The organism is Pantoea allii, assembly GCF_002307475.1.
Taxonomy (GTDB): domain Bacteria; phylum Pseudomonadota; class Gammaproteobacteria; order Enterobacterales; family Enterobacteriaceae; genus Pantoea; species Pantoea allii.
Genome location: NZ_NTMH01000047.1, coordinates 31,910 through 45,236, shown reverse-complemented (window position 1 = coordinate 45,236; position 13,327 = coordinate 31,910). Strand labels below are relative to the sequence as shown.

The window sequence follows — 13,327 nt, the reverse complement described above, 5'->3', positions numbered from 1 at the left end:
AAGCCTGTGTCTCCACAGGCTTCTCTCAGTCGGGGCCGTTTATCAGGCAGGATATCGGCCTATTCGACTTTATCAGGATACTCGCACAGGTCTTCAATCAGGCAGGACCCACAGCGCGGCTTGCGGGCGACGCAGGTATAACGACCGTGCAGAATCAACCAATGATGACAGTCAACTTTGAACGCCTTCGGCACCACCTTCAACAGCTTTTCTTCAACCTGTTCTACGTTTTTGCCGGGGGCAAAATTCGTTCGGTTGCAGACGCGGAAAATATGGGTATCCACGGCGATGGTGGGCCAGCCAAAGGCAGTATTAAGCACCACGTTTGCCGTTTTACGGCCCACGCCGGGCAGCGCCTCCAGCGCGGCACGGTCTTCTGGTACGTTACCGCCGTGTTGTTCCAGCAGAATGCGGCAGGTCTTAATCACATTCTCTGCTTTGCTGTTAAACAGGCCGATAGTTTTGATGTATTCCTTAACGCCATCCACGCCCAGCGCCAGCATCGCGGCGGGCGTATTGGCGACCGGGTAGAGCTTTGCGGTGGCTTTATTGACGCTGACGTCAGTCGCCTGGGCCGAGAGTAGTACCGCAATCAGCAATTCAAACGGCGAGCTAAACTGCAACTCGGTCGTCGGATGGGGATTAGCCTGCTGCAGACGGCTGAGAATCTCTGTACGTTTTGTCTGGTTCACACGGCGTTTCCGGTCGTGCCTTGCGGTGCGGCAAGGGCCTGCTCTTCAGCACGGCGCAGCGCCCGCTGCTTCATTTTCTGATCGATCAGGTATTTACCCGCCAGCATCATGCCCAGACCAATAAATGCGCCGGGCGGTAACATGGCCAACAGCATCGGCGAATTAAAGTGGATCACTTCGATGCGCAACACTTTGGCCCACGGGCCTAAAAGCTGGTCCGCGCCGTTAAACAATGTTCCGCTGCCAATAATTTCCCGAAGGGAACCTAATACCACCATCGCGCAGGTCGCGCCCATGCCAATGGCAAAACCATCAAGCGCGGCAAGGGGAATACTGCTTTTCGACGCGACAGCCTCGGCCCGTCCCACCACGATACAGTTCGTTACGATCAGCGGAATAAAAATGCCGAGCGACTGGTACAGGCCGTAAGCATAAGCATTGATCAGCATCTGAACACAGCTCACCACGGACGCAATGATCATCACGTAGATAGGGATACGAATTTCCGATGGCACCCAACGGCGCGAGGCGGAAATAAAACTGTTGGTCAGTGTCAGCACCAGCGTGGTCGCCAGACCAAGCCCTAGCGCATTGGTGGCGGTGGCGGTCACCGCCAGCAGCGGACACAGGCCCAGCAACTGAACCAGCGCCGAGTTGTTTTTCCATAGCCCGCCTACCAGCAGGTTTTTAGCTTCACTCATTTGCGTCTCCACACTCGGGTAACGAAGAGAGTTTTCCCTTAAGGGTTTCAATTAACAATGCCGTCCGTTTGGTGGCATTGACGACGGCACGGGGTGTAATCGTGGCACCGGTAAACTGATCAAATTCGCCGCCATCTTTTTTCACGGCAAACGCTTTATCGTCCGGGCCCGTCACCACTTTGCCATTAAAACTGTTGATCCAGTCAGAAATACGCAGCTCTATTTTATCGCCCAGGCCTGGCGTTTCATGATGTTCAATCACGCGCACGCCCAGGACCTTGCCGTTAAAGTCCGCCCCGACCAGCATCTGGATAGCACCAGAGTAACCATCGGGTGCCGTTGTTTCCAGAGCGGCAGCGACAGGCTGATTGCCTTTACGCGCCAGGTACAGATGATGAGGGCTGGCATTCCCCAGCGCCGCATCAGTGACAACGTAACATTCCTGCTGAATGTGGTTATCATACATATCGGTTGGCACCACCTGATCCAGCAGATTTTTTTGCTGTAACTGCGTCTGGTGCTCAACGGTAGGCTTGGTAACCGTATTCACAATGGCAGTGACGCCGGTCGTGATGGCGGCGAACAGCGCCAGCGTCACGCCATTTTTGCGTATCGTGTCCAGCATCATTTAATCCTTTTGATGGCCGTAAACACGCGGCTGAGTGTAATAGTCAATCAGCGGTACGCATATATTAGCCAGCAATACGGCGAAAGCAACGCCGTCCGGGTAACCGCCAAAGCTACGAATTAGCCAGATAAGCAATCCGATCAGGGCACCGTAGATCAAACGGCCACGATCGGTCGTCGATGCGGTGACCGGATCGGTCGCAATGAAAAACGCCCCGAGCATCGTCGCACCGGAAAACAGGTGAATCATCGGGCTGTTCAGTGAGGCGGGCGAAAACAGCCAGCCCAGCGTCGCGCAGAAGGCGAGAGACAGCAAGATGGCGGCCGGGATATGCCAGCGAATGGCGTTTTTCCACAGCAGGAACAGGCCGCCAACCAGGTAACCCAGGTTAATCCACTGCCAGCCGAGACCCGCGAGCACACCGCTGTAAATAGGCTGAGCCAGCAGCTGCTCTGCGCTGTGTCCGGCGCGCAGGCCGGTTTTAAACGTATCGAGCGGTGTCGCCTGACTCACGCCGTCGGCCCCGAGCTGCAACTGCTGCAAGGTGTCGCCCGCCAGGGTATGACCGGTAAAGATCATATTCAGCGAATCCAGCATCCCCGGTTTGATCATCTGCAGCGATTCCGGGGGCATCCAACTGGTCATCTGCACCGGAAACGAGATGAGTAACACCACATAACCCACCATCGCCGGGTTAAAGGGGTTTTGTCCCAGTCCGCCGTACAGCTGTTTGGCAATCACAATGGCAAAGATCGTACCAATGACCACCAGCCACCAGGGGGCCAAAGAGGGGATGCTTATCCCCAACAGAATCGCCGTCAGCAAAGCTGAGTTATCGGCCAGATTGGCAGCAACCGGCGTTTTGCGCAGACGCAGTATTGCCGCCTCGGTGAGCAATGCGGTCAGCGAGGCCAGAATGACCTGCAACAGGGTGCCAACACCAAAGAAATAACACTGTGCCGCAAAGCCCGGCAGGGCAGCCAACACAACCAGCATCATGATGTTGCCGGTGCTGCGACGGTTATGGGTATAAGGTGAACTTGCTATACGGAAAGCCATTTATTCCTCAGGTGTCAATGTCGATTGCGCTTTACGCGCTTTGGCACGTTCGATGGCTGCCGCAATAGCGGCTTTGCGCGCATCCGTGGGGTGCTCAAGTTCAGGTGCCTGTTCGGCTTCGGCATTCGCATTATTGGCTTGTTCTTGTGCCATTTCTGCCTGCTCGACGTCCTGGTGCGCCTCCGTAGCCGCCAGTGCTGCATCCCGCGAGGCGGCCTCTGCCCGGGCAAGTGCGGCAGCGGCTTTTTTGGCTTTGGCACGTTCGACGGCGGCAGCGACCGCCGCTTTACGTGGGTCCTCTTCCGTCGTCGGGGCGTCCTGCGCCGCATCAGCACTGTCCGCCGCAGCAGCCTGCGCGGCTTTTCTGGCTTTGGCACGTTCAACGGCGGCAGCGACCGCCGCTTTACGTGGGTCCTCTTCCGTCGTCGGGGCGTCCTGCGCTACGTCAGCACTGTCCGCAGCAGCATCCTGCGCGGCTTTTCTGGCTTTGGCACGTTCAACGGCGGCGGCGACAGCCGCTTTGCGTGGGTCTTCTTCCGTCGGGGCGTCCTGCGCCGCATCAATACTGTCCGCAGGCGCAGCCGCAGCCTGCGCGGCTTTTCTGGCTTTGGCGCGTTCGACGGCGGCGGCGACTGCCGCTTTGCGTGGATCTTCTTCCGTCGTCGGGGCGTCCTGCGCCGCGTCAGCACTGTCCGTAGCAGCAGCCTGCGCGGCTTTTCTGGCTTTGGCGCGTTCGATGGCGGCGGCGACTGCTGCTTTGCGCGGATCTTCTTCCGTCGGGGCGTCCTGCGCTACGTCAGCACTGTCCGCCGCCTGCGCGGCTTTTTTGGCTTTGGCACGTTCAACGGCGGCAGCGACCGCGGCTTTGCGTGGGTCTTCCGCCACCTCTTCGGTGGATTCTGGTGCATCAGGCACGGCTGATTTTTTTGCTTTAGCACGCGCAATGGCGGCTTCAACAGCCGCTTTACGCGGATCGGTGGCCTGACGGCTCAGTGCCTGAGTTTCTGCCTGCGCCTCGGCCTGGCGTAAACGTGCCTGAGCATGGCGAGCCTCGGCGACGGCCTCTTCACTTTCAACACCTTGTTGCGCTTTGGCGCGCGCTTTCGCCGCAGCCAGTTCGCCACTGTCGCTAAGGGCCACACGCTGTTTCGCTTCAGCATGGCGCGCTTCACGCGCTTGTTTTTCCCGTTCCAGTCGGGCCTGACGCGCTTCAAATCGCGCTTTGGCTTCAAGTGTGCGTTTGGCTTCCAGGTCGATAGCCCGCAGCTCGGCTTTTTCCTGACGATAATACTGGACCAGCGGGATATTGCTGGGACAGACATAGGCGCAGGCACCGCACTCAATACAGTCATCAATGTGATGCGCACGGGCTTTATCGTGATCGCCGCCCTTGCTGTACCAGTAAAGTTGCTGCGGCAGCAGTTTAGCCGGGCACGCGTCAGCACAGGCAGAGCAACGGATACAGGATTGCTCCTGTTCGTCATTGCCCATTTCGGTGCTGGACGGGGCCAGAATGCAGTTGGTGATTTTTACGACCGGCACATCCAGTGATGGCAGGGTAAAGCCCATCAGCGGGCCACCCATAATAACCATCTGGCGTGGCGAGGGATGAAAACCGACCTGATGTAACAGATGACTGATGGGCGTGCCTAAGCGGCTCCAGACGTTACGCGGCTGGGCAATCGCCTCACCGGTCAGGGTGACTACGCGCTCGGTAATGGGCTCGCCATTGATAATGGCGCGTTTTACCGCCCAGGCCGTCCCGACGTTTTGCATCAGCACGCCGATATCAGTGGAGCGTCCGCCATGCGGAACTTCCTTGCCCGTAAGAATTTTGGTGAGCTGCTTGGCGCCCCCAGACGGATACTTGGTGGGGATAACGCGAATCTGCAGATCGCGCTCGCCACCCAGCGCCTGTTTCAGTGCGGCGATGGCTTCAGGCTTGTTATCTTCGATGCCAATTAACACCCGTTCTGCCTGTAATACCCAGGCCAGAATACGGCTGCCTTCCAGCACTTCGGCTGCGTAGTCCTGCATCAGACGATCGTCAGCGGTGATATAGGGTTCGCACTCCGCCGCATTGATAATCAGGGTGTTAACGCCGCGCAAGCCGCCTTTCAGTTTGGTGGCGGTTGGGAAGCCCGCGCCGCCCAGACCCGCGATGCCGGCGTCATGAATGCGTTTCAGGATGGCGGCACGTTCGTGCTGGCGATAGTCCGGCAACGGTTCCAGCGAGATCCAGCGGTCTTCACCATCAGGCGTCAGGAAAATGCACAGTTCAGACAGGCCAGACGGGTGAGCCGTCATGTGCGGGCCAATCGCTTCAATCACGCCAGAGGTTGGCGCGTGCACCGGCAGCATTCTGCCCTGGCCAAACGTCAGCGCCTGACCACGCAGCACCTTATCGCCCGGCGAGACACCGATCTCACCTTCATGACCAATATGCTGCTTAAGCGGAATAATAAACCGGTGCGGCAGCGGCAATTCGGCAAGCGGCGTGCCGTTGGACTGGGTTTTCATTTCCGGCGGATGAATGCCGCCCTGAAAATCCCAGACCTTATCTTTTTTGAAAAAATTGAGCAGATTAAGCATGACTCTCTACCGGGATCACCCGAACAGGAATGGCTTCAAGATCCCATTTCCAGTTGGCCGTGGTGGTGGCAACCGGACGCATCTCAATACAGTCGGTAGGACAGGGCGCCACACAAAGGTCGCAGCCCGTACAGACATCACTCAGCACGGTGTGCATGGCGCGCGTTGCGCCGACGATGGCATCAACCGGACAGGCCTGAATACATTTGGTGCAGCCAATGCAGTTTGCTTCGTCAATCCACGCCACGGTACGCACGGGCGCTTTGGCGTCTTCGTCACCGTCAATCGGTTGCGGTTCCACGTTGAGCAGCGCCGCCAGCTTCAGCATGGTCTGTTCGCCGCCGGGCGCACATTTATTAATGGCTTCACCGTTATTTCCCACCGCGTCAGCATAGGGACGACAGCCGGGATAACCACACTGACCGCACTGGCTCTGCGGAAGAATGGCGTCAATTTGTTCGACAATCGGATCTTCTTCCACCTCAAAGCGTCGCGAGGCGTAACCCAGCAGCGCGCCAAAGACCAGGCTCAGGGCGCTCAATACAGCAACAGCTATCCAAATCGCACTCATCAGAATTTCACCAGACCGGTAAAGCCCATAAAGGCCAGTGCCATCAGACCCGCGGTGATCAGCGCAATGGAGTTTCCTTTGAACGGCGCGGGGACGTTCGCCAGCACCAGACGCTCACGCATACCGGCAAACAGCACCATAACCAGTGAGAAACCCAGCGACGCGCTGAATCCATACAGCGCCGCCTGCAAAAAGGTATGGTTGAGATTAACGCTCAGCAACGGCACGCCCAGCACGGCACAGTTGGTGGTAATCAGGGGCAGGAAAATACCCAGCAGTCGATAAAGCGACGGGCTGGTTTTGCGCACCACCATTTCGGTGAACTGCACGACCACGGCGATCACCAGGATATAGGCCATGGTCCGCAGATACACTAAGTCCAGCGGCACCAGAATAAGGTGGTTCACCAGCCATGCACAAATGGAGGCCAGTGTGATAACAAATGTGGTGGCGAGGCCCATGCCAATGGCCGTTTCCAGCTTTTTGGAAACGCCCATAAAGGGACACAGGCCGAGAAACTTCACTAACACGAAGTTATTCACCAGCACAGTACCAACAAAAAGGAGGAGATAATCGGTCATTTTTTCGCCTGATTGCCACAAAGCGGCTTATTATCATTGATAACGCGTTGTATCACAACTGTGACACAACATTGCCTGCGGGCAACCGCACTCAGGATTAAACTTTTGACGATAATCAGGGCATCACCGCTGGATAAACGTCGCTTTAACCCGTTCCGAGCGCTTGAAATAGGGCACAAAAACCGCCGCTGCCGCGAGTGAAAGCAGTAGCGTCTGCAAGGCGCGGGCGTCAGACACCGGCGTAAAAGCAAAGGTCTTTATGGCCAGCAGAACGGTAATCAGCAGCCAGACGATATAGTGGCGCGGCAGCCGGTAAGAGCGTTTGAAGAATATCCAGACGACCCACATGCTGTAAGCCCACAGCAGCGTCGCGGTAAACAGCGAAATGGCCCAGTAGCTGGTGACAAGTGAACTGTGGTTAAACAGGGTGGCGCGCCATTGCGCATCAAACAGCGGCGTCAGATACATCGCCATGACCAGCGCCGTGGTCAGCAGCGTCATCAACAACCATGCCAGCGGCAGCAAAAGCCAGCCACCAATACGTGGTGCGGCATCCTGTGTGTTCATTGCGGTTAATCCTGTCTCAACGTTGGAAGCGGCTCAGAATAGCATGTTAAGACCGAAGGGAACCAATATGACGATGTATCAATAAACGTCATTCACGGCAGTATCAGACGACGTAGCGCCATACCGACTTAGGCACGCAGCCCAGATCAAACAGACGACCACCGGACACCAGCTCTGCACGTCGATGATCGGCGGCACGGTACATATTGATAATGTCGATATCGTCAGAAAGCGAATAATTCAGATGGTCATACAGTTTTTCAAGACTATCGAGGTTGTTCACTTTGCGAAATTTTAAAAGATAATCGTGCGCAGTCATTTTTGTCATAACGAATGAGGGTGAAAGAATGCCAAGTATAGGGAGACACCGGACTGTGTCCAGCGCCAGGGCGTAAAAAAAGCCAAAATCAGACAATCGTGAGAGATTGCTCGCTAAACAACAGTTTTAACGACTTTAGTCCTGAGTAACAGGCGTTGCCGTTATCGGGTCAGGTGTTAAACAGATGTTATGCCTGTTACGCTAAAGAGACCAGGTAACTTTTTATCTGTTTATATGCACAAATCCGCTGCTGTTAATACCGGTTTGCGTGACCTGAAGAAGATAAAGACACTAAACCCTCAACAAACGCTTATTGCGGAATCGTTTCATTCGATATACAGGCCCGCCTGGCGATGTGCTGGAAATCACAGAATACACTTTTTGTGGGCGAATAAATGCCATAACTCATTATGTACGCCTCCCTGTAATCGTTTTCAACTGCGTCACACTTAAGCGATTCTGTTTATTACATTTATTTAGCATATGTTGAAAAAATAAACAGGCGTTTTGTCCATAATGCCTCGCCAGATTTGCCGCCACCAAGAGCGTAACTCCTTTAAATAGCTCGATTTTGTGAAGCATGTCGCCCTAATTCAGCGTTTTTTACGTCAGTCTTTACAGGCACTTTACCCTATACAGCAAACGCCCTTCAGAGGAATAAAAACTATGTGGAAACGTTTACTCCTGACCACGCTGGTCAGCGCCGCATTAAGTGGCTCAGTGTTAGCGGCGGAAATGACGGTGGGATTCTCGCAGGTAGGTTCAGAATCCGGCTGGCGCTCGGCTGAAACCAACGTGGCAAAAAGCGAAGCAAAAAAACGCGGCATTAATTTGAAAATTGCCGATGGACAACAGAAACAAGAGAACCAAATCAAAGCCGTACGTTCTTTTATTGCTCAGGGCGTTGATGCCATCTTTATCGCACCTGTCGTTCAGACAGGCTGGGAACCGGTGTTGGAAGAAGCAAAAGACGCCAAAATCCCGGTTTACCTTCTGGACCGCGCCATTGTTGTTAAAGACAACTCGCTGTATCAGGCTGTGGTAACGGCGGATAACGTGCTGGAAGGCAAACTTATCGGTGACTGGCTGGTTAAGACCGTGGGCGACAAGAAGTGTAACGTCGTAGAGCTGCAGGGCACCGTGGGTGCCAGCGTTGCCATCGATCGTAAGAAAGGCTTTGCTGAAGCGATCAGCGGTCATCCGAATATCAAGGTCATTCGTTCTCAGTCTGGCGACTTTACCCGCAGTAAAGGGAAAGAAGTCATGGAAAGCTTTATCAAAGCAGAGAATAACGGCAAAAACATTTGCATGGTTTATGCCCATAACGATGACATGGCCATCGGTGCTATCCAGGCAATTAAAGAAGCCGGTCTGAAGCCGGGTAAAGATATCCTTACCGGTTCCATTGACGGTGTGCCAGACATCTATAAAGCCATGCTGGCAGGCGAAGCCAATGCCAACGTGGAGTTAACGCCAAATATGGCCGGCCCGGCATTTGATGCACTGGAAAAATTCAAAAAAGACGGCACCTTACCGCCAAAAATTATCAGAACAGAATCAAAACTCTTTTTACCTGCTGACGCGCAGGCAGAGTTAGATAAGAAAAAGAACATGGGTTACTAAGCCGCAGGCCGCCCTTCGGGGCGGCTTTCTATGATGTAGTGCGGAGTTGACAGCATGACCACACACGACGAACACCCTCTTTTAGCCATCAGCGGTGTCAGCAAAGGCTTCCCCGGCGTGAAAGCGCTGGATGATGTCTCACTCAGCCTGCGCAAAGGCGAAATCATGGCGCTGCTGGGTGAAAACGGCGCAGGAAAATCCACACTGATTAAAGTCCTGACCGGCGTATATACCCGGGACAGCGGCACGATCACGTTAAACGGTCAGTCGATTTCGCCGCGCAGCACCGCCGAAGCCCAGGAGATCGGTATCGGGACGGTCTATCAGGAAGTTAATCTGCTGCCGAACATGTCGGTGGCTGACAACCTGTATATCGGTCGGGAACCGCGCCGTTTCGGCATGATTGACCGTAAGCGCATGGTTCGCGATGCCGATGCCCTGATGCGTAATTACGGTTTTGCCCTGGACGTCACCCGACCTCTCGGTCACTACTCGGTCGCGATGCAGCAGATTATCGCCATCTGCCGGGCCGTCGATCTCTCTGCGCAGGTCCTGATTCTGGACGAGCCCACCGCCAGTCTGGATGCCAGTGAAGTTGAAATGCTTTTTACCCTCATGACGCAGCTAAAGAATCGCGGCATGAGCCTGATATTTGTGACGCATTTTCTGGATCAGGTTTACCGCATTACCGACCGCATCACCGTCCTGCGCAATGGTAAATTCATCGCCACGCATGACACAGCAACCCTGCCGCAGATTGAGCTGGTAAAGTTGATGATTGGCCGAGAGCTGATGGCCACCGCATTGCAACGGCAGGGCAGTACGCTGCGCAGCAATCAGCCTGTGGTGTCGTTTGAAGACTACGGCAAAAAGGGCACTATCGAGCCCTTCAACCTGCAGGTCAGACCTGGTGAAGTGGTGGGGCTGGCCGGATTGTTGGGGTCCGGTCGCACGGAGACGGCAGAAGTCCTGTTTGGCATTCGTCGCGCCGATCGCGGTACGGCAAAAATTAAAGGGAAGGTTGAACATATTCGCACGCCTGCGCAGGCTTCTCGCCTTGGCATGGGGTTCTGCCCGGAAGACCGTAAAACAGACGGCATCATCGGCGCAGCCTCGGTGCGTGAAAATATCATTCTGGCATTACAGGCGCAGCGTGGCTGGTTACGTCCGATTAAAAAGCGGGAACAGCAGGCCATTGCCGAGCGCTTTATTAAAAGTCTGGGTATTCGCACACCGCACGCGGAGCAACCTGTGGAGCTGTTATCCGGCGGTAATCAGCAAAAGGTCCTGCTGTCACGCTGGCTGGTGACGAAACCGCAGTTTCTGATCCTGGATGAGCCGACGCGCGGGATTGACGTGGGCGCCCATGCGGAAATTATCCGCTTGATAGAATCCTTATGTGCCGATGGCCTGGCATTGTTGGTGATTTCCTCGGAGCTGGAAGAGCTGGTGGGCTACGCCGATCGCGTATTGATCATGCGTGACCTGAAACAGGTGGCTGAGATTCCACTGGAGCAGCTTTCTGTGGCGGCAATCGTTAACGCTATTGCTGATGGAGGTACGCAGCATGCTTGAATCCCCGGTCACCGCGACCAAACCTCAACGTCGCAAGTTCAGGCTGCCGCCCGGTATGCCACAGATCATTGCGCTGTTACTGGTGCTGATCGTCGACAGCCTGGTCGCGAACAATTTCTTTGCCATTCACTTACAGGACGGTCGGCTGTTTGGTAGCCCGATCGACATTATCAACCGTGCAGCGCCTGTTGCGTTACTGGCTATTGGCATGACGCTGGTCATCGCCACTGGTGGCATCGACCTGTCGGTGGGGGCGGTAATGGCGATTGCCGGAGCGACCGCCGCCACCTTGACCGTCGCCGGGCACAGCGTGCCGTTTATCATTATGGTCACGCTGGCCAGCGGGCTGGCGTGCGGCATATGGAACGGCATTCTGGTGGCATTACTGCGTATTCAGCCTTTTGTCGCCACGCTGATTTTAATGGTGGCCGGACGCGGTATTGCTCAGCTTATCACTCAAGGGCAAATCGTAACGTTTAACAACGACAGCCTGGGCTGGTTTGGCAATGGTTCACTCTGGTTATTACCGGTGCCGGTGTGGATTACCGTGGCGGTGGCGCTGCTGGTCTGGCTGCTGGCGCGCAAAACGGCGCTGGGGCTGTTTATTGAGGCCGTGGGCATCAACTTGCGCGCCGCGCGTAATGCCGGGGTGAATGGCTGGCTGGTGGTGATGTCCACCTACGCCATCAGCGGGCTCTGCGCAGCGGTAGCCGGCCTGATTGTGGCGGCGGATATTCGCGGTGCGGATGCCAATAATGCCGGATTGTGGCTGGAACTGGATGCGATTCTGGCCGTCGTGATTGGCGGGGCATCGCTGATGGGCGGTCGGTTTAATATCGCACTGTCACTGATTGGCGCATTGATTATCCAGTCGATGAATACCGGTATTTTACTGTCTGGCTTTCCGCCAGAGCTGAATCAGGTGGTGAAGGCAATAGTCGTGATGTGCGTCCTGTTGCTGCAATCCCCGCGCTTTATTGCGATGTTTAAACGGAGACGTCCATCATGATTAAACGTCATCTGCCTTTAATGATCACACTGCTGGTGTTTGTGATGGGCTATTTGTTTTGCCTGAGCCAGTTTCCCGGCTTTGCCTCAACCCGGGTGATCTGTAACATTTTGACGGATAACGCCTTCCTCGGCATCATCGCTGTTGGAATGACCTTTGTGATTCTGTCGGGCGGAATCGATCTGTCGGTGGGGGCCGTCATCGCGTTTTCTGGCGTGTTTCTGGCAAAGGTTATCGGCGATTATCACCTCAATCCCGTCCTGGCGTTCGCCCTGGTCCTGAGTATGGGGGCGATGTTTGGTGCCATGATGGGCTGGCTGATCGATGCGCTGAAAATTCCCGCGTTTATTATCACCCTGGCGGGGATGTTCTTCCTGCGTGGCTGCAGCTACCTGGTGTCTGAGAACTCGATTCCCATCGATCATCCGCTTTACGCTACGCTGTCCAGCATGGCATGGAAGGTTCCTGGCGGCGGTCGGCTCAGTCTGCTGGCGCTGATCATGCTGCTGGTAGTCGCCGGAGGCATTATTCTGGCGCACCGTACACGCTTTGGTAATCAGGTTTATGCGATTGGCGGCAGCCTGACCTCCGCGCAGCTCATGGGCGTTTCAACCCGCGCCACCACCATCAAGATCTACATGCTGTCGACCACCTTAGCGACGCTGGCGGGCATTGTTTTTTCCATCTATACCTCGGCGGGCTATGCTCTGGCAGGGTTGGGCGTAGAACTGGATGCAATTGCGTCCGTCGTGATCGGCGGTACCTTACTGTCCGGTGGCGTGGGCACGGTACTGGGCACGTTGTTTGGCGTGTTAATCCAGGGGCTTATCCAAACCTGGATCAACTTCGACGGCACGCTCAGCTCCTGGTGGACCAAGATTGCTATCGGCATTCTGTTGTTTGCGTTTATCGCGTTACAGCGCCTGCTGACGGTAATTTGGGATCGTCAACGGAACGCGCCGGTGAAACGGCTGATTCAATAAGCTAAGGGCGGCGCTGATGCGCCGCTTTTTTGAGTAGCAGGTGGCGCAACCCATAATCGGTAATGGTAGGTGAGAGAGCGTGAGTGAATAAGCATTGCCTCAACAGGGATTATTCATCGTGCGGGTGCATGCGTTGTATCACATCATGCCAGCCTGCATGCTTTCTCAATCACGGATAAAGCATGTCCATTCCCTCTGCGTTATGTCGGTTTATTATTGCTAGCAGGTCATAACGCATTTGCAATGAATGCCTGTCCTGTACGTATTTGGCCTGTTCCAGAAGACGTTAACGACGGCCCGCCTCTTTTTTCACGGCAGAATAAGGTTAATGATGGAGAAGAGGGTGCCAGCGGTATAACTGCGTCACCGGATTGCCAGTCTGGCAAGCGCTGGATTTACGCCTTTATCAGCGCGATGTCGCTGATTA

At 55.2% G+C, this 13,327-nt stretch carries 13 protein-coding genes; 4 read left to right on the top strand and 9 right to left on the bottom strand.

The genetic code is table 11. The features are described from left to right. Positions 1-59: 59 nt before the first annotated feature. The 9 genes from nth to ydgT form a co-directional block, all read right to left on the bottom strand. Positions 60-692, bottom strand: a complete 633-nt coding sequence (nth, locus tag CMR03_RS21725; RefSeq protein WP_063879453.1) for an endonuclease III — start codon at positions 690-692, stop codon at positions 60-62. Beyond that, complete coding sequence (locus CMR03_RS21720) at positions 689-1,393, bottom strand: electron transport complex subunit E (protein WP_063879454.1); 705 nt, start codon at positions 1,391-1,393, stop codon at positions 689-691. Before CMR03_RS21720 ends, nth begins: the two co-directional genes overlap by 4 nt. Then, positions 1,386-2,018 (bottom strand): electron transport complex subunit RsxG, encoded by a 633-nt coding sequence (rsxG, locus tag CMR03_RS21715; protein ID WP_063881170.1) that lies wholly within the window; start codon positions 2,016-2,018, stop codon positions 1,386-1,388. The genes CMR03_RS21720 and rsxG overlap by 8 nt, the downstream gene beginning before the upstream one ends. A gap of 3 nt (positions 2,019-2,021) precedes the next feature. Beyond that, the gene (gene rsxD, locus CMR03_RS21710) at positions 2,022-3,080 is read right to left on the bottom strand and encodes an electron transport complex subunit RsxD (RefSeq protein WP_063879455.1); all 1,059 of its coding nucleotides are present in this window, start codon (positions 3,078-3,080) and stop codon (positions 2,022-2,024) included. After that, positions 3,081-5,672, bottom strand: coding sequence for an electron transport complex subunit RsxC (gene rsxC / locus CMR03_RS21705; protein ID WP_096012619.1), 2,592 nt, complete (start codon positions 5,670-5,672; stop codon positions 3,081-3,083). Further along, on the bottom strand, positions 5,665-6,243 hold the full coding sequence (rsxB, locus tag CMR03_RS21700; protein ID WP_063879457.1) for an electron transport complex subunit RsxB: 579 nt from the start codon (positions 6,241-6,243) through the stop codon (positions 5,665-5,667). Before rsxB ends, rsxC begins: the two co-directional genes overlap by 8 nt. Continuing rightward, positions 6,243-6,824 carry an electron transport complex subunit RsxA gene (gene rsxA, locus CMR03_RS21695; protein WP_013025663.1) on the bottom strand — a complete coding sequence of 194 codons (582 nt, stop codon included), beginning with the start codon at positions 6,822-6,824 and terminating at the stop codon, positions 6,243-6,245. The genes rsxB and rsxA overlap by 1 nt, the downstream gene beginning before the upstream one ends. A 123-nt stretch (positions 6,825-6,947) precedes the next feature. Further along, positions 6,948-7,391, bottom strand: a complete 444-nt coding sequence (locus CMR03_RS21690; RefSeq protein ID WP_096012618.1) for a DUF2569 domain-containing protein — start codon at positions 7,389-7,391, stop codon at positions 6,948-6,950. Between the two features lie 103 nt (positions 7,392-7,494). Further along, positions 7,495-7,710 (bottom strand): transcription modulator YdgT, encoded by a 216-nt coding sequence (ydgT, locus tag CMR03_RS21685; RefSeq protein ID WP_063879459.1) that lies wholly within the window; start codon positions 7,708-7,710, stop codon positions 7,495-7,497. Positions 7,711-8,376: 666 nt separating this feature from the next. On the opposite strand from ydgT, the gene ytfQ reads away from it, so the two are divergent. The 4 genes from ytfQ to yjfF are packed head-to-tail and all read left to right on the top strand — an operon-like array spanning position 8,377 to position 12,900. Next, the gene (gene ytfQ, locus CMR03_RS21680) at positions 8,377-9,333 is read left to right on the top strand and encodes a galactofuranose ABC transporter, galactofuranose-binding protein YtfQ (RefSeq protein ID WP_063879460.1); all 957 of its coding nucleotides are present in this window, start codon (positions 8,377-8,379) and stop codon (positions 9,331-9,333) included. Positions 9,334-9,387: 54 nt separating this feature from the next. Then, positions 9,388-10,908, top strand: a complete 1,521-nt coding sequence (locus tag CMR03_RS21675) for a sugar ABC transporter ATP-binding protein (RefSeq protein WP_096012617.1) — start codon at positions 9,388-9,390, stop codon at positions 10,906-10,908. Continuing rightward, positions 10,901-11,917: a galactofuranose ABC transporter, ATP-binding protein YtfT gene (ytfT, locus tag CMR03_RS21670; RefSeq protein WP_096012616.1), complete on the top strand. Its 1,017-nt coding sequence runs from the start codon at positions 10,901-10,903 to the stop codon at positions 11,915-11,917. Before CMR03_RS21675 ends, ytfT begins: the two co-directional genes overlap by 8 nt. Beyond that, positions 11,914-12,900, top strand: coding sequence for a galactofuranose ABC transporter, permease protein YjfF (yjfF, locus tag CMR03_RS21665; protein WP_096012615.1), 987 nt, complete (start codon positions 11,914-11,916; stop codon positions 12,898-12,900). Before ytfT ends, yjfF begins: the two co-directional genes overlap by 4 nt. Positions 12,901-13,327: the final 427 nt, after the last annotated feature.

Coding starts and splice junctions, on each gene's coding strand:
- ydgT (WP_063879459.1), bottom strand. CDS start 7,710: ATGACTGCGCACGATTATCTTTTAAAATTTCGCAAAGTGAACAACCTC.
- rsxG (WP_063881170.1), bottom strand. CDS start 2,018: ATGCTGGACACGATACGCAAAAATGGCGTGACGCTGGCGCTGTTCGCC.
- CMR03_RS21675 (WP_096012617.1), top strand. CDS start 9,388: ATGACCACACACGACGAACACCCTCTTTTAGCCATCAGCGGTGTCAGC.
- ytfT (WP_096012616.1), top strand. CDS start 10,901: ATGCTTGAATCCCCGGTCACCGCGACCAAACCTCAACGTCGCAAGTTC.
- ytfQ (WP_063879460.1), top strand. CDS start 8,377: ATGTGGAAACGTTTACTCCTGACCACGCTGGTCAGCGCCGCATTAAGT.
- rsxB (WP_063879457.1), bottom strand. CDS start 6,243: ATGAGTGCGATTTGGATAGCTGTTGCTGTATTGAGCGCCCTGAGCCTG.
- CMR03_RS21720 (WP_063879454.1), bottom strand. CDS start 1,393: ATGAGTGAAGCTAAAAACCTGCTGGTAGGCGGGCTATGGAAAAACAAC.
- yjfF (WP_096012615.1), top strand. CDS start 11,914: ATGATTAAACGTCATCTGCCTTTAATGATCACACTGCTGGTGTTTGTG.
- CMR03_RS21690 (WP_096012618.1), bottom strand. CDS start 7,391: ATGAACACACAGGATGCCGCACCACGTATTGGTGGCTGGCTTTTGCTG.
- rsxD (WP_063879455.1), bottom strand. CDS start 3,080: ATGGCTTTCCGTATAGCAAGTTCACCTTATACCCATAACCGTCGCAGC.
- rsxC (WP_096012619.1), bottom strand. CDS start 5,672: ATGCTTAATCTGCTCAATTTTTTCAAAAAAGATAAGGTCTGGGATTTT.
- rsxA (WP_013025663.1), bottom strand. CDS start 6,824: ATGACCGATTATCTCCTCCTTTTTGTTGGTACTGTGCTGGTGAATAAC.